Annotated in this window: 21 protein-coding genes; 6 read left to right on the top strand and 15 right to left on the bottom strand. The window is 68.5% G+C overall.

Going from position 1 to position 23,317, the window contains the following annotated elements; translation table 11 throughout:
• The first annotated feature begins 80 nt into the window (after positions 1-80).
• From CAL29_RS22700 to CAL29_RS22690, 3 genes are read left to right on the top strand one after another with little or no spacing between them, the layout of a single operon-like run.
• Positions 81-1,949, top strand: coding sequence for a MacB family efflux pump subunit (locus CAL29_RS22700; RefSeq protein WP_306430697.1), 1,869 nt, complete (start codon positions 81-83; stop codon positions 1,947-1,949).
• Positions 1,946-3,340, top strand: coding sequence for an efflux transporter outer membrane subunit (locus CAL29_RS22695; protein WP_094855242.1), 1,395 nt, complete (start codon positions 1,946-1,948; stop codon positions 3,338-3,340). Before CAL29_RS22700 ends, CAL29_RS22695 begins: the two co-directional genes overlap by 4 nt.
• Complete coding sequence (locus tag CAL29_RS22690) at positions 3,337-3,795, top strand: transcriptional repressor (protein WP_094855241.1); 459 nt, start codon at positions 3,337-3,339, stop codon at positions 3,793-3,795. Before CAL29_RS22695 ends, CAL29_RS22690 begins: the two co-directional genes overlap by 4 nt.
• A gap of 9 nt (positions 3,796-3,804) precedes the next feature.
• Here CAL29_RS22690 and CAL29_RS22685 read toward each other — a convergent pair whose 3' ends face one another.
• The 15 genes from CAL29_RS22685 to hutC form a co-directional block, all read right to left on the bottom strand.
• Positions 3,805-5,121, bottom strand: coding sequence for a hypothetical protein (locus CAL29_RS22685; RefSeq protein ID WP_143277723.1), 1,317 nt, complete (start codon positions 5,119-5,121; stop codon positions 3,805-3,807).
• A gap of 267 nt (positions 5,122-5,388) precedes the next feature.
• The gene (locus tag CAL29_RS22680; protein WP_094855239.1) at positions 5,389-6,345 is read right to left on the bottom strand and encodes an AEC family transporter; all 957 of its coding nucleotides are present in this window, start codon (positions 6,343-6,345) and stop codon (positions 5,389-5,391) included.
• Between the two features lie 120 nt (positions 6,346-6,465).
• Positions 6,466-7,392: an acyltransferase domain-containing protein gene (locus CAL29_RS22675; protein ID WP_094855238.1), complete on the bottom strand. Its 927-nt coding sequence runs from the start codon at positions 7,390-7,392 to the stop codon at positions 6,466-6,468.
• The gene (gene mdcB, locus CAL29_RS22670) at positions 7,386-8,261 is read right to left on the bottom strand and encodes a triphosphoribosyl-dephospho-CoA synthase MdcB (protein ID WP_306430696.1); all 876 of its coding nucleotides are present in this window, start codon (positions 8,259-8,261) and stop codon (positions 7,386-7,388) included. The genes CAL29_RS22675 and mdcB overlap by 7 nt, the downstream gene beginning before the upstream one ends.
• A gap of 199 nt (positions 8,262-8,460) precedes the next feature.
• Entirely contained in the window at positions 8,461-9,108 is a 648-nt protein-coding gene (gene mdcG / locus CAL29_RS22665; protein ID WP_094855236.1) for a malonate decarboxylase holo-[acyl-carrier-protein] synthase, read from the bottom strand.
• Complete coding sequence (locus tag CAL29_RS22660; RefSeq protein ID WP_094855235.1) at positions 9,101-9,826, bottom strand: biotin-independent malonate decarboxylase subunit gamma; 726 nt, start codon at positions 9,824-9,826, stop codon at positions 9,101-9,103. The genes mdcG and CAL29_RS22660 overlap by 8 nt, the downstream gene beginning before the upstream one ends.
• Positions 9,813-10,724 (bottom strand): biotin-independent malonate decarboxylase subunit beta, encoded by a 912-nt coding sequence (locus tag CAL29_RS22655; protein ID WP_094855234.1) that lies wholly within the window; start codon positions 10,722-10,724, stop codon positions 9,813-9,815. The genes CAL29_RS22660 and CAL29_RS22655 overlap by 14 nt, the downstream gene beginning before the upstream one ends.
• Positions 10,724-11,038 carry a malonate decarboxylase acyl carrier protein gene (mdcC, locus tag CAL29_RS22650; protein WP_094855233.1) on the bottom strand — a complete coding sequence of 105 codons (315 nt, stop codon included), beginning with the start codon at positions 11,036-11,038 and terminating at the stop codon, positions 10,724-10,726. Before mdcC ends, CAL29_RS22655 begins: the two co-directional genes overlap by 1 nt.
• 14 nt (positions 11,039-11,052) lie before the next feature.
• Positions 11,053-12,699 (bottom strand): malonate decarboxylase subunit alpha, encoded by a 1,647-nt coding sequence (mdcA, locus tag CAL29_RS22645; protein WP_094855232.1) that lies wholly within the window; start codon positions 12,697-12,699, stop codon positions 11,053-11,055.
• A gap of 438 nt (positions 12,700-13,137) precedes the next feature.
• The gene (locus tag CAL29_RS22640) at positions 13,138-13,857 is read right to left on the bottom strand and encodes a HutD/Ves family protein (RefSeq protein WP_094855231.1); all 720 of its coding nucleotides are present in this window, start codon (positions 13,855-13,857) and stop codon (positions 13,138-13,140) included.
• A 56-nt stretch (positions 13,858-13,913) separates the two neighbouring features.
• Positions 13,914-14,780, bottom strand: a complete 867-nt coding sequence (locus tag CAL29_RS22635; RefSeq protein WP_094856840.1) for a phosphate/phosphite/phosphonate ABC transporter substrate-binding protein — start codon at positions 14,778-14,780, stop codon at positions 13,914-13,916.
• Between the two features lie 5 nt (positions 14,781-14,785).
• Positions 14,786-15,790, bottom strand: a complete 1,005-nt coding sequence (locus tag CAL29_RS22630; RefSeq protein WP_094855230.1) for an ornithine cyclodeaminase family protein — start codon at positions 15,788-15,790, stop codon at positions 14,786-14,788.
• A 13-nt stretch (positions 15,791-15,803) separates the two neighbouring features.
• The gene (locus CAL29_RS22625) at positions 15,804-16,793 is read right to left on the bottom strand and encodes a Bug family tripartite tricarboxylate transporter substrate binding protein (protein WP_094855229.1); all 990 of its coding nucleotides are present in this window, start codon (positions 16,791-16,793) and stop codon (positions 15,804-15,806) included.
• Positions 16,794-16,953: 160 nt separating this feature from the next.
• Positions 16,954-18,642, bottom strand: a complete 1,689-nt coding sequence (hutU, locus tag CAL29_RS22620) for a urocanate hydratase (RefSeq protein WP_094855228.1) — start codon at positions 18,640-18,642, stop codon at positions 16,954-16,956.
• Between the two features lie 2 nt (positions 18,643-18,644).
• A complete protein-coding gene (hutC, locus tag CAL29_RS22615) occupies positions 18,645-19,406 on the bottom strand; it encodes a histidine utilization repressor (protein WP_094855227.1) in 762 nt (253 codons plus the stop codon).
• Positions 19,407-19,554: 148 nt separating this feature from the next.
• Here hutC and hutI point away from each other — a divergent pair, with 148 nt between their 5' ends.
• The 3 genes from hutI (at position 19,555) to CAL29_RS22600 (ending at position 23,175) form a co-directional block, all read left to right on the top strand.
• Entirely contained in the window at positions 19,555-20,814 is a 1,260-nt protein-coding gene (hutI, locus tag CAL29_RS22610; protein ID WP_094855226.1) for an imidazolonepropionase, read from the top strand.
• Positions 20,815-20,827: 13 nt separating this feature from the next.
• Positions 20,828-22,213 (top strand): formimidoylglutamate deiminase, encoded by a 1,386-nt coding sequence (locus tag CAL29_RS22605; protein ID WP_094856839.1) that lies wholly within the window; start codon positions 20,828-20,830, stop codon positions 22,211-22,213.
• Between the two features lie 104 nt (positions 22,214-22,317).
• Positions 22,318-23,175, top strand: a complete 858-nt coding sequence (locus tag CAL29_RS22600) for a ferritin-like domain-containing protein (RefSeq protein WP_094855225.1) — start codon at positions 22,318-22,320, stop codon at positions 23,173-23,175.
• The last annotated feature ends 142 nt before the right edge of the window (positions 23,176-23,317 follow it).

Raw genomic sequence — 23,317 nt, 5'->3', positions numbered from 1 at the left:
TCTCACTGATCGCGCTGCACGATGTACGCAAGCGTTACGGGGGTGTGGATGGAAGCCCAGCTACCGAGGTCTTGCGGGGCGTGTCGCTGTCGATTGCCGCGGGCGAATTCGTGGCGCTGATGGGCGCGTCGGGCTCGGGCAAATCCACCCTTATGAACATCCTGGGGTGTTTGGACCGGCCCACGTCCGGGCAGTATCTGTTCGCCGGCCAGGACACGGCTGATCTGTCGGCCGACGAGCTGGCCTGGCTGCGGCGCGAGGCCTTCGGTTTCGTGTTCCAGGGCTACCACCTGGTGCGGATGCTGGACGCGCTGCACAACGTCGAGGTGCCTGCCGTCTACGCGGGCAAGCCGGTGCGCGAGCGCGAAGAACGCGCACGGGCGCTGCTGGCCCGGCTTGGCCTGGGCGAGCGCCTGGCACACCGTCCCAATCAACTCTCGGGCGGCCAGCAGCAGCGGGTGTCCATCGCTCGCGCCTTGATGAACGGCGGGCACATCATCCTGGCCGACGAGCCGACCGGCGCCTTGGACTCCCAGAGCGGCGCCGAGGTCATGGCCTTGCTGCGCGAGCTGGCCGACGCCGGCCATACCGTCATTCTCATCACCCACGACAGGGAAGTCGCATCCCAGGCCCGACGCATCATCGAGATCAAGGACGGCCAGATGGTGGCCGATTCCGGGCCGGCGCCGATCGCGGCCGCGCCCTCGCTCGCACCCGAGGGCTTTGCCGCCCGCATGGCGACGGGCGTGGCGCATACCGCCAGCGCCTGGACCGACATCCGCGAGGCGATGGCCTCGGCCTGGCGCGCGCTGGGAGTGAACCGCTTTCGCACGCTCCTGACGCTGCTCGGCATCATCATCGGCGTGGCCTCGGTCATCGTCATGCTGGCGGTGGGCAATGGCACCCAGGCCCAGGTCATCGCCAAGATGGCGGTCTATGGCACCAATCGCATGTACGTGATTCCGGGCAGCGACAACCCGCGCGCCCTGGGCGGCACGCTCTCCGAGGCCGACGTGGACGTGGCGCGCCGCGTGCCCAACGTGGCCGACACCATGCCGTTTCTCAAGGGCCAGGTGACGCTGCGGGCAGGCAACGTGGACACGTCCGTGTCGCTGTGGGCCGTGACCAGCCACGCGCCGCGCATCCTGAACTGGCATCCCGTGCGCGGCTTGTTCTTCACGGATCGGGACGAGCGCGAGCTGGCGACCGTGGTGGTGCTGGGCAAGAAGGTGCGCGAGCGGCTGTACGGCGACCGAAACCCGGTCGGCCAGTACCTGCTGGTCAACAACGTGCCCTTCCAGGTCATCGGCGAGATGAGCGAGAAAGGCGCCATCACGGGCGACTCGGACGATGACGACGTGGTGCTGATGCCGTATTCCACCGGCAGCCGGCGGGTGGTGGGCACGACGAACCTGTCGTGGATTTCGGTGCTGGTCCAGGACATCGGCAAGTCCGACGAGACGGCCAAGCTCATCACCGACGCGCTAACAGCCGCTCACCACATCCAGGATTTCAAGGTCTACAACGCCGCTGCCGCGGTCAAGGCGCAGGAGGACACCCAGCAGACGCTGACCCTGATGCTGGGTCTGATCGCGGCGATTTCGCTGGTGGTGGGCGGCATCGGCATCATGAACATCATGCTCATGACCGTGCGCGAGCGCACCCGCGAAATCGGCATCCGCATGGCCACGGGCGCGCGCCAGCGCGACATTCAGCGCCAGTTCGTCTCCGAGGCCGTGGTGGTGTCGCTGGTGGGCGGCTGCGCGGGCGTCGTCATCGGTCTTGTCATTGGCGCGGCGCTGATCGCCTGGGATGTGCCGGTGATCTTCTCGGTGCGCGGCATCCTCGGGGCATTTGCCTGCGCGCTGGCGACGGGCCTGATCTTCGGATTCATGCCGGCCCGCCAGGCGTCCCGACTCGATCCCGTTGTGGCGCTGGCGAGCGAATGATGGTGCGCCGGCTCTTCCCCATCGCTGCGCTGTCCCTGGCTTTGGCCCTGGGCGGCTGCGGCCTGCCCATTGCTCATACGGATGCCGGCCTGGACCTGCCCGCCACCTGGCAGGCGCCCGCGACGCCGGCCGCTGTCGCGGTCGATGCCGACTGGTGGCGCGGTTTCGGCAGTCCCGAGTTGGCTGGCCTGGTCGAAACCGCCCGCGCCGGCAGCTTCGACGTGGCCGCCGCGGTCGCTCGTGTCCGGCAGGCCGACGCGCTGGCCCGGATGGCGGGCGCCGCGCTGCTGCCCGAGGTGGACGGCACGGCCGGGGCCGAGCGCACCAAGGTGGTCGGCTACCCGGCGCTTACGTCCTACACCGTGGGCTTGTCGGCCAGCTACGAACTGGACATCTGGGGCGGCACCCGGGCCGCCCGCCAGGCGGCGGTCGATACGCTCGCGGCCACGGCCTACGCGCATGACGCGGTACTGTTGACGCTCACGGCGGGCGTGGCCGACACCTATCTGCAAACCCTGGCGCTGCGCGAACGTGTCGCCATCGCGCGTCAGAACCTGGCGACAGGCGAACGCATCCTGGCCTTTGTCGAAAGCCAATATCGGGCCGGTGCGGCGACCGCTCTGGATCTGGCCCAGCAGCGCGGCCTGGTCGCCAGCCTGCGGCAGACCGTCGCGCAGCGCGACCAGCAGGCGCGCGACAGCCTGACGGCGCTGGCCGTCCTCATCGGGCGCGCGCCCCAGGGATTCGACGTGGGCAATACGACGCTTGAGGCCCTGGCGCTGCCGACGGTGTCGGCCTGCGTGCCCGCCGACCTGCTGGTGCGCCGGCCCGACGTGGCCCAGGCCGAGCGGCAGCTTGCCACGGCTGACGCCGACGTGACCGTGGCGCGCGCGGCCATGCTGCCCAGCCTGACGCTGACCGCCTCGGCCGGCGTGGGCAATGACCGGCTCGCCGGCCTGTTCGACCATCCCATCTACGACTTGGCCGCCGGGATCGCGGCGCCGATCTTCAACGCCGGGCGGCTCGCCGCCGGCCGCGACCTGGCGCTGGCCCAGCGCGAGGAACTGCTGGCGGACTACCGCAAGGCCATCGTCGCCGCCCTGGGCGACGTGGAAACTGCGCTGAACGCCATCGACGGCGTGGACCGCCAGCAGCAGGCTCAGGATGAGGCATTGACCCAGGCCCAGGCGGCGGTGCGGCTGGCCGAGTCCCGCTATCGGGCCGGCGCCGAGACGCTGCTGACCTTGCTTGACGCCCAGCGCACGCTGTACGACGCGCAGGATCAGGCGGTCCAGTTGCGACTGGCACGCCTGCAAGCGTCCGTGGCGCTTTACAAGGCGTTGGGCGGTGGTTGGCGGCTCGGTGCAGACACCGCAAGGAGGACATCATGAAGGTGCTCGAACCCATTTCCGATGCGTCGGTCCTATCTCGGCTTCTGGCGGCCGGCTTGAAAGCCACCGCCGCGCGGGTCGCCGTGCTGCGGGCCATGCAGCGCGCGCCGGATCGCTGGATTTCCTCGGAAGGCTTGTACCGCGAGTGCATCGACGATGAGGAAAGAGTCAGCATCGGCAACCTCTACCGGATTCTGAACGAGCTGGCGCGGCACGGCTTGCTGATGCGGGAAACGGACGACAACGGCAAGCGGTTCTACCGCGTGCGGCCCGCCTCGGGCAGCGATCCGGCGTTGCATCGCGTCGAATGCGAGACGGGCGAGGCGTTCGGCTTTGTCGACGACGGCCTGCGTGAGCACCTGGCGCGTGTGCTGCGCGACCGAGGCCTACTGCTGACTGAGGGGCCAATCACCGTGCGCGTGCCGTGCGTGAAGGGGGCGAGCCTCACCAGCTAGATCATGCCGTCAACCAGGCGGTATGAGACGATCAGGAGATCGGGTAATGGACGTGCGGCATTTGCGGTATTTCCTGGCGTAGCGCGCCGTGCCCGCGGGCAGGGTGGCGATGACCACGCCATCGCGCAATACGGTAATGTCGCCGGCGGCGGGCGCGGTCCAGGTCAGCGTGGCATTGGCGGCGGTTTGGTTGAAGTTGCTGGTGCTCAATGCAACGTTCAACTGCGATACCCCCAGATCGCCGATCAACTCGCTGCCATACATGGCGTAGGCGGCTGGGGCGGGCGTGGCGTCGAAGTACGCCAGCACCGTCGGCGCGATGTCGGCGATGCCGGGGTAGGCATACAGCGCGCTCAGCGTGGCCGGCGGCGGGGCGTTGACGCCGGCGGCGTTGTTCAACGCCTGGTTCAGCGCGATGAAGGTGGTGGATTCGGGCAGCAAGGGCAGGCCGTCGGCGCTACCCGTGGCGCCCAGGCCGTAGGCCGACGTCAACACCACCAGCCATTTGTCGTTGGGTTTCCTGGCCGTTTCGGCCATCAGGGCGCCCAGCGCGTCGTCGAGCTTCTTGACCGCGTTCTTGTACGACGATGAACCCGTGCCATAGTCGAGGGCCACGTCGGTCGCGCCGTGATACTGGGTCACCACGGTGGTGTAGGCGCCATCGATCAGGCCCAGGGCCTGCCGGGTCACGCAGTCGTCCGCGGCGGCGTCGCCGGAACAGTCGTAGAGCGTGTCGAGGGCGGCGCTGTCGTGCTGCGTCTTCATCAGGCCGGCAATGTTGGACGAGGCGACGGCGGCGCCGTTCACCGCGCCGGTCCTGGCCTTCAGTATCTCGAACAGGCTGCCGCCCTGGATGGACAGCCCGCTTGCGTCGGAGGTGACCTGGTGCAGGTTGGCCCAGTTGCCGCTTAGCACGGTTGCCCAACCGGGGGTAGCCAGGTTGGCCTGTTGCGTTTGCCCGCCCGGCGCGCCTCCGCTATACGCCAGCGAGACGTTCAGCTTGGCGAAGTTGACCAATGTCTTGTCGGCGATTCCTGCCTGTATGGCGTTGTAGGTCACGCCGTCCAGGCCGATGATGAGCGCGCGGTTGATGGCTGGGCCGGTGTCCTTGTCGCCCGTGTCGGTGGAGGTGCCGGTTCCGGTGGAAGTATCCGTACCCGTGGAGGTGTCCGGCGCTGCTGCCGCGCTGTCGGACGACGACGAATCGGAGCCGTCGAGGCAGCCCGCCATGGCCACCGCCAAGGCTAGCGACACCGCCATCGTGCGGGCCAACCGCGCACCCCTGGCCTTACGTTTTTCTTCAAGTTCGCGGATAAGCGTGTTCATGAGCCGTCTGTGGGTCCGAGTTGGGAAACAGCACGGACTTTAAAGACGAAACAGGACACTACAATGACGAAAGCTCGGGGATTTTCCCGGGTAACTGACGGTTTTCTCGTCAGATGGGGGGAAGCGCCGGGGAACGCGCTGGCATCCGCTGTTCGCCGGACATGATTTCGGCCAGCCAGGAAGATGCGGCGCCGGCGACGTCTCTGCTGGCCGGCATGTCTTGGGCCAGGATGCGGGAGCCGGCGCGAGTCGTCATTCTTGTTGCGCTTATTTCATCGGCGCGAAGAAATAGATGACCAGCGACAAGGTGACGATGCCGAAGACCGACGAGACGACCAGGGTCGAGCCGGAGACGGCGGGACGCACGTTGGAACTGGCGCCGAAGACCAGGCCGAAGAAGCCCGCGGGAATGGCGGTCAGCAGTATGGCCTCGGCCTTGACGGTCGGCGCCAGGCCGATCAGCACGGCCAGCGCCCAGACGATGAGGGGCTGGACCAGGTTCTTCAGCAAGGTGCCCAGCATGACGTTGCTGTCGATGCGAATAGGCTGCGCCGAAAGCATCAGGCCCGTGAGGAACAGTCCGACGCCGGCGGTGGCCGCGGTCATGGGCGTCAGGGCCGTGCCGACGATGGCCGGCACGTGCACGCCTGCCAGCGCCACGATCAGCCCCAGCATCGGTCCCACGAAGATGGGCTTGCGCACCGAGTGCCAGAGCGCGACGAGAAACCGGTGCGCGGCCGATGCGGAGGCGTCGCCGGACTCGGCGGCGGTGTGCATGTCGAGGAAGGCGAGCGTCAGCGGCGAGATGGTCACCGAGCCGACCGCGATGCAGATCGCCACCGGCAGCGCGGCCTCCGCGCCCCAGAAAGGCATGAGCAAGGGCAGGCCGATGGAGGCGAAGTTCGGAAAGGCGGAGGTCAGCGTCTGGACCGCCGAACTGCCGATGTCCAGTTTATAGGCCCGGCGCTGCGTGATGAACAGGGGGATATAGACGATCAGCAGGCCCAGCGCGATGACCAGCGCGAGCTTGCCGTTCTGCACGATGACGTCATGGGGCGTGCGGGCGATGGAGATGAATAGCGTCAGCGGCAGGGCGAATTGCATCAACAGCACGTTCAGGCTGGAGACGTTCTGGTTGTCCACCAATTTGCGCTTGCCCGCGAAATAACCGAGCGCCAGGCCGACGTAGACGGGAAGCAGGGCCGTGATGATGAGAATGAACATGGATGGAGTACCTGTGCTGATGCCGGCCCTGGGGCCGATGATTCGATCGGGTTGCTCGCCGAGCCAGGAACGAAGGCTGCATGCCGTGCGCGGGCCTGTCGCATGCGGCGTGAACGGCCCTTATTGGTCGTGCTTGCGGATCCACTCGCGCACGCCGTCGACCGTGCGGAAGTCATCGACGCTGCGGGCCTCGACCCCATTGCCCATGTGCGACGCCATGTCCGACAGGGCGCGGCCGGGTCCCAGTTCGAGAAAACAGCGCGCGCCGCGTTCATAGGCGTTGCGCAGGCAATCGGCCCAGTGCAGGGTGCTGCCGATCTCGGCGGCCAGCGCGTCGATGGCGCCTTGCGCGCTGAAGACCGGGCTGGCGTTCAGCGCGGTCATCAGCACCACGCCCCGGCGCGGCGCGGCCGGGGCGGCTTGCGTCAATACCTGGCGAAATGGCGCCACGACCGGGGCCAGCCGCGAGGTGTGCGAGGCCACGTGCACGCCCAGCAGCGCGGCGCGCTCGGCGCCCTGCGATAGCGCCTGCGCGCACAGGGCCTCGATGTCCGGGCGCACCCCGCCGACCACGAAGGTGTCGTCCAGGTTGATGATGGCGATATCGGCGCGATGCGCCTGGGCCAGCGCCTCGAGGCGGGCCTTGGGCAGGCCCCGGACGAAGCCGAGCACGTCGTCCGGGCCGCTGCCCTGCGTCATCAGGCGGGCCCGGTCATGGGAGACTTCCACCACCCGGGCCGGCGCCAGCAGGCCCGCCACGCCCCAGGCGGCCAGTTCACCGACGCTGTAGCCCGCCGCGAGATAACGCGCGGGCAGGGCGGGGGCAATCATCAGGTAGGCGGCCATGGCCTGGGCGACGCACAACACCTGCGCCGCGTCGTTGGAAAACAGTTGCGCCGGACTCGCGTGGGTCACGTACCGGCGGGGATCCTCGCCCAGGCAGGCGCGGGCCGCCTCGAATACCGGTTCGGCTTCGGAGACCGTGCCGGTCAGGCGAAACATGTCGGCGTTCTGGGTGCCTTGGCCCGAGCAGAGCAGCGCTAGCATGTCGCGCCTCCCGGGGAACGGACGGGGAACACGCGGCGAACCCGGCGCGCGCCGGGCTCCAGCGCCTGTACGAGCAGCGTCATGCCCAGCAGGTCGGCGCCGCCGCCGGGGCTGAGATGGCGCGCCACGAACGCCCGGTGCACGGTGACGGCCCGTTCGCGCCAGCCGGCGGCGGCAATGCCGCCGGCCTGCAGGAATTCGCGCGCGGCCGCCTGCGCGAAACGCAGGCCGTCCGGTCCGCCCCGATGCAGCAGATTGGTGTCTTCCAGCGTGGCGATCAGCGAAAAGCACAGGTGCACGCGCGCGTCGTGAGGGTTGCCCCGGCCGGCCGCCGTCCCTGCCCGCAGGGCCGGAAGACCCTGTCGGTAGATGGCCGGAAAGCCGCTGGCGGCCTGCCCCCGGGCGCCGCTGGCGCCATAGCGGCGCTGCGCCAGGCCGCCATGCGAATGCGCCGAAGCCGGACCGTCCAGGATGTCCCGGCCCCAGCGCTGCGCGACCAGTTGCCCCAGCGTCAGGCCTGAATTCGAAGCGTGGCGCAGGCCTGCGGCCGCCAGCAGCAGGCCCATGCCGAAGATCGCCCCGCGGTGCGTGTTGACGCCGCCGGTGCGATCCAGCATGCAGGCCTCGGCGGCCAGGCCGATCTCGCGCAGGCGAACCATGTCGGCATCGGCCAGTCCCGCATGCACGAAGGCCTCGAAGTAGGGCAGGAGGCAGGCCGCGCTCAGGTGCAGCAGGGCGGCATCCATGTCGCGATGCGCGCCCCGGTCGATATGGCTGACCAGGCCGGGCTTGGGATAGGTCGCGACCTCGAGGTCGAGGCAGTTCTTCGCCAGGCGGGCGAAATCGCGGGCCAGGGCGGCTTCCCGCACCGCGGGCCGGGAAGGGGCGAGGTCCGGGAGGGGCGGCCGATCCGGTACCGAATGCGGTATCGAAAGTGATATCGAGCGTGGTGTCGAACGTATGAGGTTATCCATGGTCGATGTTTTCCTGTCGTGGGGTGCGGCGTTCGGCATGCGGCATCCGCCGGCCGCCTCCCGGCGGGCAAGCCCGCGCCGGCCGGCGCGCGGTTCATGTCCCGAAGCTTTCCTTCATGAAGGCCGCGCGCGGCATCAGGTACGCGCCGTCGAGCGTCTTGAGCAGGACCTCGGACGACTCGCCGGCGAGCTCGCGCCACTTCACGGCGACGCCATCGGCGCGCACGCACTCGCCGTCGATCCGCAGGGTCGTGCGGCTGTCGATGGCCAGCAGTTCCCGGCCCAGCGTGTGCCACGCGGGCGCCGAGGCGGGCATCGGAAACAGCAGGTCCAGGTCCGAGGTGTCGCTGAGATAAGGCAGGCCGGTCAGGTATTCCCAGGCCAGGCTGCCGAACACCCGCGTGTCCGGCGCCACCGCCAGGATGCGGTCGATGACGGACTGCCAGTGCGTGGGCGCGTTGGCGCGCGCGCGGTCCAGCGCCGGCATGGGCCGCATGCCGTGCAGCGCTTGCGGAGACAGCGCCGTGAACAGGCGCTTCTTGCCCTGCTCGGGAGGCAGGGGCAGGCCCAGCGGCACGCTGCCGGCGGGATCGGTCTCGATCCTGCGCCTGACGACCAGCGGCCGATGTTCGGCGGCCCAGGCCCGCAGCAGGCCGGATGCCGGCTCGGCGCCGGCCGCATCCCATGCCGACGGGTCGGCCCATGCCAGGGTGTGCCGCTGCGGCAGTCGCGCGTCAGGCATGCCGCCCCGCTTCGGCCAGGACCTGGTCGACGATGTGCCGGGCCTGCGGCCGTCCGCCGCGTTCGAGTCCGGCCTGGGGACGGACGTCGACGTCGCTCACCGGTTCGGCCAGCACCGACTCGAACTGCGGCGCCAGCGGCTGGGCGGGATCCCAGATCCGGTGCACCGCGCCGGTCAAGGCCAGGTAGTCCAGGCCGGGCGCGAAGACGGGATTGGTCTTCGCCTTTTCCTTGAGCACGTCGATGGACAGCTTGGTGACGCGCGAGACCGAGGGGAGATCCATCACTTCCGGGTTGGCGCCGGGCAAGCCGATCAATACGCCCGCCGCCAGCGCCGTGGCGATGAAGGCCCCGGCCGCCGTGTGGCCGTAAAGCAGGCCGATGGAGCGATGGCCATGAACCTCGGCCAGCCGCAAGGCCTTGGCCAGGTGCGAAAGATATTCGCTCAGGCCCAGCAACTCGTCGTGCCGGCTCATGCGCTGGCTGTTGGAGTCGATGACGAAGAGGATGGGCGCGTCGCCGGTCTCCCGGGCGATCTCCAGGACGCGCGCCGCCAGCGCGGCCGTGTCTTCGATGCCGAGCGGCGTGTCATGGACCACCCCCAGGATGTGGACGGCGCTCCCCTGAAGGCGCTTGCCCTCGCCGAAGACCAGGCCGCCGTTCTCCTTCAGGGTATGCCCTTCGGGGAAAATGGATTTCAAGATATCAGCGAGCGCCATGTGTGTTCTCCCGGACGCCGTTGGCCAGCGCCACGAATTCATCGGTCGGAAGGCTGGGAATGGCCTGGGGGTCGTCGATCCCGAGCGCCTTCCACACCTGCGTGCCGTCGGTCAACGCGCCGAAGCGCTTCAGGCGTTGTTCCAGACGGGTCTGTTCGGATCGCAGCGTATCCAGGGTCAGCGCGGTCGGAGCGCCCAGCGCCGAGATCGCCGCGTCGCGGAAGGCCGGGATCGCGTCCTCGGCGTAGCCGTCCACCGCGCCGATCAGGTAGCGGTGCTTGCCGCCCATGGTGCGCCAGACGAAGGCCCGGTCCTTGGAGTCGAATTCCTCGACGCCGTGGTTGGTCTCGATGACTTCCGGGCCCGACACCGACAGGCGGCCGTGTTCGGAGATGACCAGCGCGGAGCAGCAACCGGCGATCAAGCTGCCGCCGCCATAGCAGCCGGCGCGGCCGCCCAGCAGGCCGACCACCTGGACGCCGGCCAGCCGCGCGTGCACGATGGCGCGCATGATCTCGGCGATCGCGACTTCGCCGGCATTGGCCTCCTGCAGGCGCACGCCGCCCGTGTCGAAGCAGATGACCAGGTCGCGCTTGTGGCGTTCGGCGGCCTGCACCAGGCCAAGCAGCTTGGCGCCGTGCACTTCGCCGAAGGCGCCGCCCATGAACTTGCCTTCCTGGGCGGCGACGAAGATTTCCTTGCCCTCGAGCTTGCCGCGGCCGATGACGATGCCGTCATCGAAGGCCTCGGGCAGATCGAACATCGGCAGGTGCGGGCTCATCTTGCGCTGTTCGGGGCCGATGAACTCGACGAAGCTGCGCGCGTCGAGCAGTCCCTCGATACGTTGCCGCGCCGTGGATTCGTACCAGCTCAGGGCAGGCGTTGAATGCTGGCTCATTATTCCTTCTCCTCGATGAGCTTGACGCCCTGCGCCAGGCGCAGCAGGACGGTATCGGGGCGGGCGCCGCCGTCGTTGATCGAGATGCGCAGCCCGCCGGTGCCGTGGCCGTCGACGAAATCATGGACGACGTCCTGCCATACCGCGCCGAAGCCATGCGCCGTGGTCGCGATTTCCACGCGGCATTCGTCCGCCGACAAGGTGCGTTCGAGCAGGACCTCGAGATCGCCGGAAGCCACCACGCCGAGGATGGCCAGTTTCTTGGTGCCCGAGGCGGCCTTGGACGCCTTGAGCGTGTAGATCAGGTTTTCCATCTGCGGTTCTCCTGTTACCAGTTCCGGAATTTGCTGGGCGGGTCGTAGAGCCCGCCGGAGGCCAGCATCAGATCCTTGATGGAGCGGGCGGCCAGCCAGCGGCGGTCCGCGTCCAGCGGATCGATGCCGAGATCCTCGGGGCGCTGGATGACGCCCCGCTGGCGCAAGCGCTCGACCTCTTTCTTGTCGCGGCCGCGGCCGACCTCGGTGTAGCCGGCCACGCCCCGGATCGCCTGCTCGCGCTCGTCGGCATTGCGGCAAAGCAGCAGGTTGGCGATGCCTTCCTCGGTGACGATGTGCGTCAGGTCATCGCCATAGATCATGACCGGCGCGAGGTCCAGCCCGAGCTTTTGCGAAAGCTTGATGGCGTCGAGCTGCTCGACGAAAAGTGGCACGTTCTTGTCGCCGAAGGTCTCGCCGATCTGCACCACCAGCTTGCGGCCCCGGCGCAGCGCCGCCGGCGTATCGGGATAGGCCTCGGCGCCGGCCTTCAGCCAAGGGGCGCTGCCGTGGCGCCGGCCATGCGGGTCCGATCCCATGTTCGGCGCGCCGCCGAAGCCGGCCGTGCGGCTTTCCGTGACGGTCGAACTATTGCCGTCGAGATCGATCTGCAAGGTCGAGCCGATGAAGATGTCGCAGGCATACAGCCCGGCGGTCTGGCAGAACGCCCGGTTCGATCGCAGTCCGCCGTCCACGCCGGTGAAATAGATGTCGGGCCGCGCGGCCATGTAGTGCTCCATGCCGACTTCGGAGCCGAAGCTGTGGATCTGCTGCACCCAGCCTGCCTCGATGGCCGGGATCAGGGTCGGGTGCGGATTCAGGGCCCAGTGCGTGGCGATCTTGCCCTTGAGTCCGAGCTTCTCGCCGAAGGTCGGGAGGATCAGTTCGATGGCGGCGGTGCTGAAGCCGATGCCATGATTGATGCGCTGGACCTGGTAAGGACCGTAGATGCCCTTGATCGCCATCATGGCGCACAGGATCTGCGTCGGCGTGATGGCGCCCGGATCCCGCGTGAAGAGCGGCTCGACATAGAACGGCTTGCCGGTCTCGACGAGGAAATGCACGCGGTCTCCCGGGATGTCCACGCGCGGCACCTTGTCGACGATCTTCTCGACCTGCGCGACGACCAGGCCGCCCTTGAAGGTGGTGGCCTCCACGATGGTGGGCGTGTCTTCCGTATTCGGGCCCGTGTAGAGATTGCCGTCCTTGTCGGCGCACACCGCCGCGATCAGCGCGACGTTGGGCGTGAGGTCGACGAAGTAGCGGGCAAACAGTTCCAGGTAGGTGTGGACGGCGCCCAGCTCGATCTTGCCGTCGACCAGCATGCTGGTGATGCGCAGCGACTGCGGGCCGGAGTAGGAGTAATCGAGCTTGCGGGCGATGCCGCGCTCGTAGAGATCCAGGTGCTCGGGCAGCACGATCCCGGATTGCACCATGTGGAGATCGTGGATCCTGGCCGGGTCCAGGTCCATCATGGCCTGGGCCAGCACCTGCGCCTGCTTTTGATTGTCGCCTTCCAGGCATACGCGATCGCCGGGATGCAGGACGGCCTCGAGAAAGGGCGTGACCTGATCCCCCATGACGACCTTGCCCTTGGCATATTGCGATCCGGATTCGATGCGACGCGCCCTGGCGTCGTTCTGCGTGGTCCACTTTCCCATTGAAGAGACTCCTTGAAGAGGGACATGCCAGCGGGATACACAGGGCAACGTCGAACAGGCCGGAGCGGCGCGTTGAGCCCTTGCACCATGAACACAGGAACTTCTCGATATGTGGTCGAGCATATACCCGTGAGCATGCGCGAAAGATGACTTTTCCGTGGCGTTGGCCGGATACGTTGACCTGCATCAAAAAGATGGGCGCATGCGGAATCGATGGAGAGCGAGACTGACTGGAGCTTGAACGCCGGCTTCTCTTTTTGAAGAGAGAATGCCGCCGATCAGGCGATCCGCGCGCATCTGGCGCCATTGCCGGAAGCTAGCGTGGCTGAGCCGGATGTCGTGCACGGACAAGCGTTGCGCGAGGTGCGCTCCGGGCCGCCAATGACAGGCGCGATGGCCTATGTCCGGGAGGGGACGCGGTCGTTGTCCGCGTCCGTTTCAGGATCGATGAGGCCGCAGCCGCAGCAGGATGGCCAGGCCGCTGCCCGCGCAGTGCAGCGTGGAGGCGGCGGGCGCGTCCAAGTGTGCCAACACGTCGCCCGGGCCGGCGATGCATGGGGCCGAAGATGCCGCCTTGCCTGCATCGTCCGCGGCAGTGTCGGTGCAACTCGCGTCGCCGTCACCGCCGGTCGCGCCGGCCGCATCGACGGCGCGCGCTTGCCATTGGCCTTGCACCGGAAATAGCGCGAAGCCGCCCGCGAGGTCCAGCGACGCGTCGCGCAGCAGTTGCACTTCCCAATGGCAGGGCGCCGCATGGGCCGTCATGAGGTTGACGTCGCGGCAAGGCCCGCCGTACAGGGTCGCGGAGACAGGGGCCGCGCCATCGAACACGTGCATGTCGCCGGGCCGGTCCAGCCGCACGCCGCGCATGCCGGGCCCGCCCAGGTGCAGCCCGTGGCCGGCCAGCAGGATCAATTGCCGGCGATAGCCCTGGAAGTCCGAGAAGGGGCCGGGCCGGTCGATATCGGCGATGCTCAGGCGCCAGGCAAAGCCCGATCCGCCGGGCAGTTCCGCGCGCGCCAGTTCGCGGGTGACGCCGCCGCCGTTCCTCCATGGGGTGGCGGGCAGGTCGTCCAGCCGCAGGACGCGCGCGGGCGAGGCGACGATGACGGGGGGCGTTTCATTCGAAGGCGTTTCATTCCGGGGCGTTTCATTCACGGCTGGCTTCCTTGATACCGAATGCCCGGTTCACGGGCGTGGCTTCCCGCGCGGGATCATCTGATTTCCGGGTAGTGGCCGGCGTCTTCGTCATCGAGCAGCACTTCGTAGGACTTGGGATCCGCCGCGACGAACCGCGCCACGTGCGCTTGCCGCAACAGCAGGGCGCCGCCGGCGTCCTCGTGCATGGCGAGCAGGACGCGGGACAGCCGCGACGTCGTTTCGGGGTCGACGTCCGGTCCGCTGACGAGCAGGGGATTCGGCGTCCAATCGGTCCAGCCGACCGTGCGTATCCCGGCCAGCGCGGCGGGATCGTGGGCGCGCAGCAGGTCCAGGTACCAACCGTCCAGCGCGGTCAGGTCGATCTCCCCTTGCCGCAGCGCCTGCAACAGCCCGCGCGGATTGCCGTACGGGCCCTTCGATTCCTGGAAGAGCCGTGGGTCGCCTCCGTCGCCTCCATCGCGTCCGCCGCGTTCGCCGCATTCGCCACGTTCACGCGCGATGGCCGCGAGCCTGCGGCGGGGCGCGTTCCAGCCCGATTGCGAGTCCCGCACCATCCAGCCGTAGCGGCTGCCCAGCGCGTCTTCCACGCGGGTCCAACCCGTGTCCTCGCGCACGAGGAATTCGCTGCGATAGCGGGCCAGGTCGCCGTAGGCCGGCCAGGCGGGCGCCACCGCGGCCACGGCCGCATAGGCGCGGCCGGCGCGCAGCGCGCGCGCATACGGCCAGCCGCACATGAAGGCGCCGCACAGGCCGGGACGCTGCCACAGCTCGCCGATCGGCGTGGGCCAGCCATGCTCGACGAAGGCCACCCGCAGGCCGGCGCGCCGGTGTCCTTCGCCCAGCAGCGCATGCCACGCCGCCCGCGCCGCGGGCGCCGCGTCGTACATGCGCGTCGACGTAATCAGCGGCGCGGCCGGCATGGCGATCACGCGAACTTCAAGGTCTGGCCGATGCCCAGGCGGCGCGCCTTGTCGAGCATGGCCTGGCCCAGGGCGATGTCGGTGGTCGACAGGCCGCGATGCCAGAACAGGATGGTCTCGTCCTCGCGCTCGCGCCCCGGCTTCAGCCCAGCCACGATCTGCCCGATCTCCGCGTGCAGGTTCTCCTGCGTGATGCGGTCGCTGTCCACGTGCGCGCGCAGCGAGCCGAAAGGCAGGCCCTTGCGGCACTGCCCCCAATCGTCCACCACGACCTTGCCCATGATGTCCGTCAGCGATAGCTCGACGGCGCTCATGGTGCCATAGGGCATGACCAGGGCGCCGGGCTTGATCCATTCCGTTTTCAGCAGCGGCGTGGGCTTGGGCAGGCGCGACGCCTCGACGACGATATCGGCGCCGCGCACGCACGATTCCCAGTCCTCCACCACCTTCACCGTCTTGCCCAGGTCGCGCGACAGGCGCTCGCCGAACGCCTCCCGGCTTTCCGGGCGGCGCGAGTGCACGCGGATCTCGTCGAAATCGAAGAGGCTATCCAGCAGCCGCACGTTCCAGTACGAGGTGCCGCGCGCGCCGATATGCCCCAGCACCTTGCTGCCCTTGCGCGCCAGGTGCTTGGCGCCCAGCGCGGTGACCGCCCCGGTGCGCATGTCGGTAATGGCGGTGGCGTCGACGATGGCCAGGGGCTTGCCGGTGACCGGGTCGAACAGGTTCAGCAGCGCCATCTCGGAGGGCAGGTCGACCTTGTAGTTGTCGACGAAATCGCTGACGACCTTGACGCCCGCGACGTTCAGCGGCGCGATGTAGCCGCGCAGCACGTTGAAGTGGCCCTTGTCGGACGACTCCGGCACCAGGTGCACGCGCGGCTCGATGACGGTCTGTCCCAGCCCCTGGGCGCGCAGGGCGCCTTCCACGGCCGCCAGGATCTCGGCGTCGGTGATGTCCAGGGCCTTTACGTCGGGGCCGTTCAGGTAGGTGATGTCGATGGACTGCATGATGTCTCCGGGCTTACTGGATGGGCTTGATGCCGGCCGTCTTCACGATGTCCGCCCATTTGCGCGACTCGTCGTGGATCATGGCGGCGAATTCCGGGGTGGTGGTGTTGGCGGGATCCACGCCCTGGTCCTCGAATTTCCGGCGCACGGCTGGATCCTTCAGGGCGGCGGCGATGTCGCGCTGCAGCTTGGCCACGACTTCAGGCGGCGTTTTCGCGGGGGCGACCAGCCCGTACCAGGAAGTGACGTCGAAGCCCGGGTAGCCGCTTTCCGCGACGGTGGGCACCTCGGGCAATTGCGGCAGGCGCTTCGGGCCGGCGATGGCCAGCGCGTTCAGCTTGCCGCCGCGGATGAAGGGCAGCACGGTGGACACGCCCGCGAACATCATCTGCACGTTGCCCGCGACCACGTCGGTCACGGCGGGCGCCATGCCGTTGTAGGGGATGTGCACGGTCTTCACGCCGGCCACCTGGTTCAGCAGTTCGCCCGCGAGGTGCGCGCCGCTGCCGGCGCCCGGCGAGGCGAAGTTCAGGTTGCCCGGCTTGCTCTTCGCGTATTCGACGAAGGACTTGAAATCCTTGGCCGGCACGGAGGGGTTCACCACCAGGATGTTGGGCGAGGTCGCCAGCAGCGTGACGGGCGCGAAGGCGCGCGCCGTGTCGAAGTTCAGGTTGGTGTAGAGCAGCGGGTTGACGGTAAGGTTGCCGGCCGGCGCCAGGGCCAGCGTGTAGCCGTCCGGCGCGGCGCGCGCGACCTGGCCCATGCCCAGGTTGCCGGAGGCGCCGGGCCGGTTCTCGACGATGACCGGCACGTTCCAGGCTTCGTTCAGCTTCTGCCCGACGATGCGCGCGATGGCGTCGGCCACGCCGCCCGCGCCGAATGGCACGATGATGGTGACGGGTTTCGACGGATAGGCCGTGTCGGCCGCGTGCGCGCCGCCGGAGACGGCCGCGACGATGACGCCGGCGGCTGCCGCCAGGCGCGGGATCAGAGACAACTTCATGGTATTCCCCTTGTGTTCGTGTCTACTGCCGGGTTGGGCCGCGCCGGGGCGGCTCTCTGCGTAGTTTGGCCGGCGCGGCGGATGAAAGCGATGAGCGATAGGCGATAAGCAATGAGTGAAAAGCTATAAGCGAAAAGCGAAGCGCAATGCGGATCGGGGCTTAGGCTTGGCGGTCCAGCATCGGCAGGTCCAGGCCCGCCTCGCGCGCGGCGCCGATGGCCTCGTCGTAGCCCGCGTCCGCATGCCGCATGACGCCGGTGGCCGGATCGTTGTGCAGCACCCGGCCGATGCGTTGCGCGGCCTCCGGGGTGCCGTCGCACACGATGACCACGCCCGCATGCTGCGAGAAGCCCATGCCGACGCCGCCGCCGTGATGCAGCGACACCCACGTCGCGCCGCTCGCGGTGTTCAGCAGGGCGTTCAGCAGCGGCCAATCCGACACGGCGTCCGAGCCGTCGCGCATGGACTCGGTCTCGCGGTTGGGGCTGGCCACCGAACCGGAGTCCAGGTGGTCGCGGCCGATGACCACGGGCGCGCGCAATTCCCCGTTGCGCACCATCTCGTTGAAGGCCAGGCCCAGCCGCGCGCGGTCGCGCACGCCGACCCAGCAGATGCGGGCGGGCAGCCCCTGGAAGGCGATGCGCTCGCGCGCCATGTCCAGCCAGTTGTGCAGGTGCTTGTCGTGCGGGATCAGTTCCTTGACCTTGGCGTCCGTCTTGTAGATGTCCTCCGGATCGCCGGACAGGGCGACCCAGCGGAACGGCCCGATGCCCTCGCAGAACAGCGGGCGGATGTAGGCCGGCACGAAGCCGGGGAAATCGAAGGCGTTCCGCACGCCCATTTCCAGCGCCATCTGGCGGATGTTGTTGCCGTAGTCCAGCGTGGCCGCGCCGCGTTCCTGCAGCGTGAGCATGGCGCGCACGTGGCCGGCCATCGATTGCTTGGCGGCGCGCGCCACGCCGTCCGGGTCCGAGGCGCGGCGCTCGCGCCATTGCGCCATGCTCCAGCCCTGGGGCAGGTAGCCGTTCAGGGGATCGTGCGCCGAGGTCTGGTCGGTCACGCAATCGGGCGTGATGCCGCGTTCGACCATTTCCTGCAGCACGTCGGCGGCGTTGCCGAGCAGCCCGATGGACAGGGCGCGGCCGTTTTGCCGGGCCTCCTCGAGCAGCCCCAGCGCCTCGTCCAGCGTCTTGGCCTTCACGTCGATGTAGCGGGTGCGCAGGCGGAAATCGATGCGCGATTCGTCGCATTCCACGGCGATCATGCTGAAGCCCGCCATGGTGGCGGCCAGCGGCTGCGCGCCGCCCATGCCGCCCAGGCCCGCCGTGAGGATCCAGCGGCCCTTGGGATCGCCGCCGAAATGCCGGTTGGCCACGGCGTAGAAGGTTTCGTAGGTGCCCTGCACGATGCCTTGCGACCCGATGTAGATCCAGCTACCCGCGGTCATCTGGCCGTACATCATCAGGCCCTTGCGGTCGAGTTCGTGGAAGTGTTCCCACGTGGCCCAGTGCGGAACCAGGTTCGAGTTGGCCAGCAGCACGCGCGGCGCGTCCGCGTGCGTCCTGAATACGCCGACCGGCTTGCCGGACTGGACCAGCAGGGTTTCGTCGGGTTGCAGGCGGCGCAGCACGTCGAGGATCTTGTCGTAGGACGCCCAGTCGCGCGCGGCGCGCCCGATGCCGCCGTACACCACCAGTTCCTCGGGGTGCTCGGCCACTTCGGGATCCAGGTTGTTCTGGATCATGCGGTAGGCGGCTTCGATCAGCCAGTTCTTGCAGGTCAGGGCGTCGCCGCGCGGCGCGCGTATGGAACGCGACGGGTCGAGCCGGGAGGCTGGGGTCGAGGTCATGGCTATTGGTCTCCGGACGTCTTTGCGGGGGCGGGGCGCGTGGACATGACGGCGTGTCCCGTCAGGCGGTAGCGGTCGCCGGGATGGATGAGGCGGGCGAACGTGACGACGTCTTCGCCCGACCAGGTGCGGCGCAGCACTTGCAGGCAGGCCTGCGGCGCCTTCAGGTCCAGGTAGCCGGCCACGCGCGCGTCGGGCAGGATGGCTTCGATGGCGTGCTCGACCGCGGTCAGCGGCGCGACGCGGGTCAGGTAGGCATTGGGGGTTTCGCGGCTGAAGTCCTGCTCGATGTAGTCCGGCGCGACGCGCGGATTCACGTAGCGGTCTTCCAGTTGCACCGGCACGTCGTTGTCCAGGTGCAGGATCAGCGAGTGATAGACGGACTTGTCGATGGCCAGCGCCAGCGCGGTGGCGACGCCTTCCGGCGCGGTCACGCGCTCCAGTTGCAGCACGCGGTTGGAATAGCGGTGGCCGCGCTGGGCGATTTCCTCGGCGATGTTGCGCACTTCCAGCACGGGCAGCGCCGGCTTTTGCTCGGCGACGAAAGTGCCCAGGCCCTGGCTGCGCACCAGGATGCCGTCCTGGGTCAGCTCCAGGATGGCGCGGCGCGCCGTCATGCGCGACACCTCGAACTGCGCGGCGAGCTGGTTCTCCGACGGCACCTGGTCGTTGACGGCCCACTCGCCGGATTCGATCTGGTCGACGATGTGCTGCTTGATGCGCGCGTAGGGCGGCAGGGGAAGTTCACGGGAGGCGGTGGGCATGGCGTCCTTCGGGGGCCTTGTGCGGGCGTTTGGAATATGGGGCAAATCCTAGCTTGAATATACAAGTATAGGCAAGTACGATCCGGCTATGGAAAACCCGAGTACGGACCGCGCAGCCCGCGCCCCGGCCGGGTCAAGGGGCGCTGCCATGACAGATGAAACCGAAAGCGGCGAAGTGCTTATCGTCAATGCGCGCATCGCCAGCTTCGATCCCGGCGTCGATGCGCCCTATGGCGTCATCGGGCACGCGGATGCGATGGTGCTGCGGGACGGCCGCATCGGCTGGATAGGCGCGGCGTCACGGGCGCCGGCCGCGGCGGGCGGCGGCGAACCGGGGTCGGGCCGCCGGGTGATCGACGCGGAGGAAGCCTGGATCACGCCCGGTCTCATCGATTGCCATACCCATCTGGTGTACGCCGGATCGCGCGCCAAGGAATTCGAGATGCGCCTGAACGGCGCTTCCTACGAGGACATCGCGCGCGCCGGCGGCGGCATCGCCTCCACGGTGCGGGCCACGCGGCAGGCGGGCGAGGACGCGTTGGCCGCGCAGGCGCTGCCCAGGCTGCGCGCCCTGATGCGCGAGGGCGTGACCACCGTCGAGATCAAGTCGGGCTACGGCCTGGACCGCGACACCGAACTGGCCATGCTGCGCGCGGCGCGCACGCTGGGCGCGAGCCTGCCCGTGACCGTGCGCACCACCTTCCTGGGCGCGCATGCCCTGCCGCCCGAATATGCCGGCCGCGCGGACGACTACATCGACTTCGTCTGCGCGCGGGTGTTGCCCGAGGCCGCGCGCCTGGGCCTGGCGGATGCCGTGGACGTCTTCCATGAAAACATCGGCTTCGACGCCGCGCAGGCCGAGCGGGTCTACCGCGCCGCCGCGGCGGCGGGCCTGCCCGTGAAGGTGCATGCCGAGCAACTGAGCCTGTGCGGCGCGGCGGCGCTGGGCGCGCGGCACCGGGCCTTGTCGGCGGACCACCTGGAGCACCTGGACGAGGACGGCGCCCGCGCCATGGCGGCGGCGGGCACGGTGGCGGTGCTGCTGCCGGGCGCGTATTACTTCCTGCGCGATACGCACGTGCCGCCGGTGGACCTGCTGCGCCGGCATGGCGTGCCCATGGCGGTGGCGACCGACTGCAATCCCGGCACGTCGCCTTTCGCGTCCTTGCTGCTGATGCTGAACATGGCGTGCACGTTGTTCCGCCTGACGCCGGCCGAGGCGCTGAACGGCGTGACGCACGCCGCCGCGCGCGCCCTGGGCCTGCAGGACGAGGCGGGCAGCCTGGCGCCGGGCAAGTGGGCGGACCTGGTCTTCTGGAAGGTGCCCGAGCTGGCCGAGCTTTGCTACAGCCACGGCACGCACGAGCCCGCGCGCATCCTGCGCCGCGGCGTCGAACACGTCTTGTGAGATGGAAAACACCATGCGTTATTTCGCGTCTTCCGCGTTGCTGCCCGACGGGTGGGCCGCCGATGTGGTGCTTACCGTGGACGGCCAGGGACGCATCGCCCAGGTGCAGCGGCAACAGGCCTGCCCCGCCGGCGCCGAGACGCTGCGCGGCCCCGTCATCGCCGGCATGCCCAACGCGCATTCGCATGCCTTCCAGCGCGCCATGGCCGGCCTGACGGAGTTCCGCGGGCACCCGCAGGACAGCTTCTGGACCTGGCGCGAGCTGATGTACCGGCATGCGGGCAGCATGACCCCCGAACGGATGCACGCGATCGCTCGCTGGCTGTATGTGGAGATGCTGAAGGCGGGCTATACGGGAGTGGCCGAATTCCACTACCTGCACCACGACCTCGACGGCGGGCCGTACGCGAATCCGGGCGAGATGTCGCATCGGCTGGCCCAGGCCGCGGCCGACAGCGGCATGGCCCTGACCCTGCTGCCGGTGCTGTACCGGCACGGCGGCTTCGGCGGCCAGCCGGCGAAGCCGGGGCAGCGGCGGTTCCTGCATGCGGTGGACGGGTATGTGCGCCTGGTCGCGGATCTGCACGATGCCTACGCGGGCGCGTCGTCGCGCGATGTGCGCGTGGGCATGGCGTTTCATTCCTTGCGCGCCGTCGAGGGCCGGGAGATGCTGGAAGGCCTGGCCGCGCTGGACGCGCTGGATCCGGCGGCGCCGGTGCACGTGCACATCGCCGAGCAGCAGGGCGAGGTCGACGATTGCCTGCAATGGTCCGGGCAGCGGCCGGTGCAATGGCTCTACGACCACCTGCCGGTGGATGGGCGCTGGTGCCTGGTGCATGCGACCCACGTCGACCCGGCCGAAGTGGCGCGCATGGCCGCCAGCGGCGCGGTGGTGGGCCTGTGCCCGACGACGGAGGCGAACCTGGGCGACGGCATCTTTCCGGCGCGGGCCTACCTGGATGCCGCCGGGCCGTCGCGCTGGGCCATCGGGTCGGACAGCCACGTGACCGTCGATGCCGCGGACGAGTTGCGCATGCTGGAATACAGCCAGCGCCTGCAATGGCAGCGCCGCGCCGTCCTTGCCACCGCCGCGCATGCCTCGGCGGGGCGGGCCATGCTGGAGGGGGCCCTGGAGGGCGGCAGGCGCGCGCTGGGAATGCCGGACGCCGGCCTGGCGCCGGGCGGCCGCGCGGACTGGGTGGTGCTGGATCCCGACCATCCCGCGCTGGTCGAGCGTGCGCAGGACGCGGCGCTGGATAGCTGGATATTCGCGGGCGGCCGCGCCTGCGTGAAGGATGTCATGACGGCGGGCCGCTGGCGCGTGCGCGGCGGCCGGCACGTCCAGGAAGAACAGGCCTATGCGGCGTTCCGCGCGGCGGTGGCGGCACTGGCGAAGTAGATGGAAACAAGGGAAGGGGAAAGAGACCTTGCCCGAGGGCGCCATGCTGTCGTATCGTCACACGTAAAGCCTGAAATCCGCACGATTCGAGGTAGCGAACTGCCATGCGATGGCACGTCGAAGAAATCGATTTCTCAGGGGTTGATGTGCAGCGTGCAAGGGCCGATGAGGACTTGCTGCTCATCTTGTGCGCCGCGTCCTTCGTCGAAAGCGGCTCGGATCTGTATTCCCGCAATTTGGTGACCTTCTTCGAGGGAGACGAGCCGCTTTGCGCCTGGCTGCGCGACGAGTGGGAGCCGGAGGAATTGCAGCACGGCCGGGCGCTGCGGGCCTATATCGCCCGGGTATGGCCGGAATTCGACTGGGACGCCGCCTTCGGCAGTTTCTTCGAGGAATATTCCAAGACCTGCTCCTACGAGCAATTCGAGCCTACGCGGGTATTGGAGCTGGTGGCGCGCTGCGTGATAGAAACCGGCACGTCGACCCTGTACCGCGCGATCAGCGAGAGCACCGGCGAAGAGGTGCTCGCGAAAATCGCCAAGAATATCTATACCGACGAAGTGCATCACTACAAGCACTTTTTCGGTTATTTCAAACAGTACAACGAGGCCGAGAAACTGGGCCGTCTCCCCATTTTCCGCGCGCTGCTGCGCCGGGTCCTGGAAGTCCGCAACGAGGACGAGAAAATCGCGATGCGGCACGTGCTGGCCGGGCTGTATCCGGATAGCGCCGATATCCAGGCGTCCGGCGAAGCGCGCATCAAGCGGGCCGGCGCGCTATTGGCGCACACCCTGCCCATCGACATGAGCATGAAAATGCTGCTCAAGCCGCTGGACCTTCCCGCCTCGATCCAACGCGGCCTGGTCGTCGCCGCCACCGGCGTCGTAAAACCCCTGTCCTGGTATTGGTCCGCCCGGTCCGGTGCGGGCAATGGCGCTTCCGCCGCTGCGCCGAGGGCATAATGAAAACCATCGATTAATTCAATAAAATCAAGGGCTTATTTATATGTCGATAAGTCCTTTTGTTTTTTGCCCTATATAGCCGCAGGCCCGCGAACAGGGCGTGTCCACGTCCGTCGCTATTAGTAAAGTATGCTTCCGGTGT

Source organism: Bordetella genomosp. 10 (assembly GCF_002261225.1).
Taxonomy (GTDB): Bacteria; Pseudomonadota; Gammaproteobacteria; order Burkholderiales; family Burkholderiaceae_B; genus Bordetella_C.
Note: the sequence above shows the minus strand (reverse complement) of the source record. Positions and strands in the feature narration are given on the sequence as shown.

Excerpts from the sequence above, each read along its gene's own strand:
- CAL29_RS22695 (WP_094855242.1), top strand. The coding sequence starts at position 1,946 with ATGATGGTGCGCCGGCTCTTCCCCATCGCTGCGCTGTCCCTGGCTTTG.
- CAL29_RS22690 (WP_094855241.1), top strand. The coding sequence starts at position 3,337 with ATGAAGGTGCTCGAACCCATTTCCGATGCGTCGGTCCTATCTCGGCTT.
- CAL29_RS22685 (WP_143277723.1), bottom strand. The coding sequence starts at position 5,121 with ATGAACACGCTTATCCGCGAACTTGAAGAAAAACGTAAGGCCAGGGGT.
- CAL29_RS22680 (WP_094855239.1), bottom strand. The coding sequence starts at position 6,345 with ATGTTCATTCTCATCATCACGGCCCTGCTTCCCGTCTACGTCGGCCTG.
- CAL29_RS22675 (WP_094855238.1), bottom strand. The coding sequence starts at position 7,392 with ATGCTAGCGCTGCTCTGCTCGGGCCAAGGCACCCAGAACGCCGACATG.
- mdcG (WP_094855236.1), bottom strand. The coding sequence starts at position 9,108 with ATGCCTGACGCGCGACTGCCGCAGCGGCACACCCTGGCATGGGCCGAC.
- CAL29_RS22660 (WP_094855235.1), bottom strand. The coding sequence starts at position 9,826 with ATGGCGCTCGCTGATATCTTGAAATCCATTTTCCCCGAAGGGCATACC.
- CAL29_RS22655 (WP_094855234.1), bottom strand. The coding sequence starts at position 10,724 with ATGAGCCAGCATTCAACGCCTGCCCTGAGCTGGTACGAATCCACGGCG.
- mdcC (WP_094855233.1), bottom strand. The coding sequence starts at position 11,038 with ATGGAAAACCTGATCTACACGCTCAAGGCGTCCAAGGCCGCCTCGGGC.
- mdcA (WP_094855232.1), bottom strand. The coding sequence starts at position 12,699 with ATGGGAAAGTGGACCACGCAGAACGACGCCAGGGCGCGTCGCATCGAA.
- CAL29_RS22635 (WP_094856840.1), bottom strand. The coding sequence starts at position 14,780 with ATGCCGGCCGCGCCGCTGATTACGTCGACGCGCATGTACGACGCGGCG.
- CAL29_RS22630 (WP_094855230.1), bottom strand. The coding sequence starts at position 15,790 with ATGCAGTCCATCGACATCACCTACCTGAACGGCCCCGACGTAAAGGCC.
- CAL29_RS22625 (WP_094855229.1), bottom strand. The coding sequence starts at position 16,793 with ATGAAGTTGTCTCTGATCCCGCGCCTGGCGGCAGCCGCCGGCGTCATC.
- hutU (WP_094855228.1), bottom strand. The coding sequence starts at position 18,642 with ATGACCTCGACCCCAGCCTCCCGGCTCGACCCGTCGCGTTCCATACGC.
- hutC (WP_094855227.1), bottom strand. The coding sequence starts at position 19,406 with ATGCCCACCGCCTCCCGTGAACTTCCCCTGCCGCCCTACGCGCGCATC.
- hutI (WP_094855226.1), top strand. The coding sequence starts at position 19,555 with ATGACAGATGAAACCGAAAGCGGCGAAGTGCTTATCGTCAATGCGCGC.
- CAL29_RS22605 (WP_094856839.1), top strand. The coding sequence starts at position 20,828 with ATGCGTTATTTCGCGTCTTCCGCGTTGCTGCCCGACGGGTGGGCCGCC.
- CAL29_RS22600 (WP_094855225.1), top strand. The coding sequence starts at position 22,318 with ATGCGATGGCACGTCGAAGAAATCGATTTCTCAGGGGTTGATGTGCAG.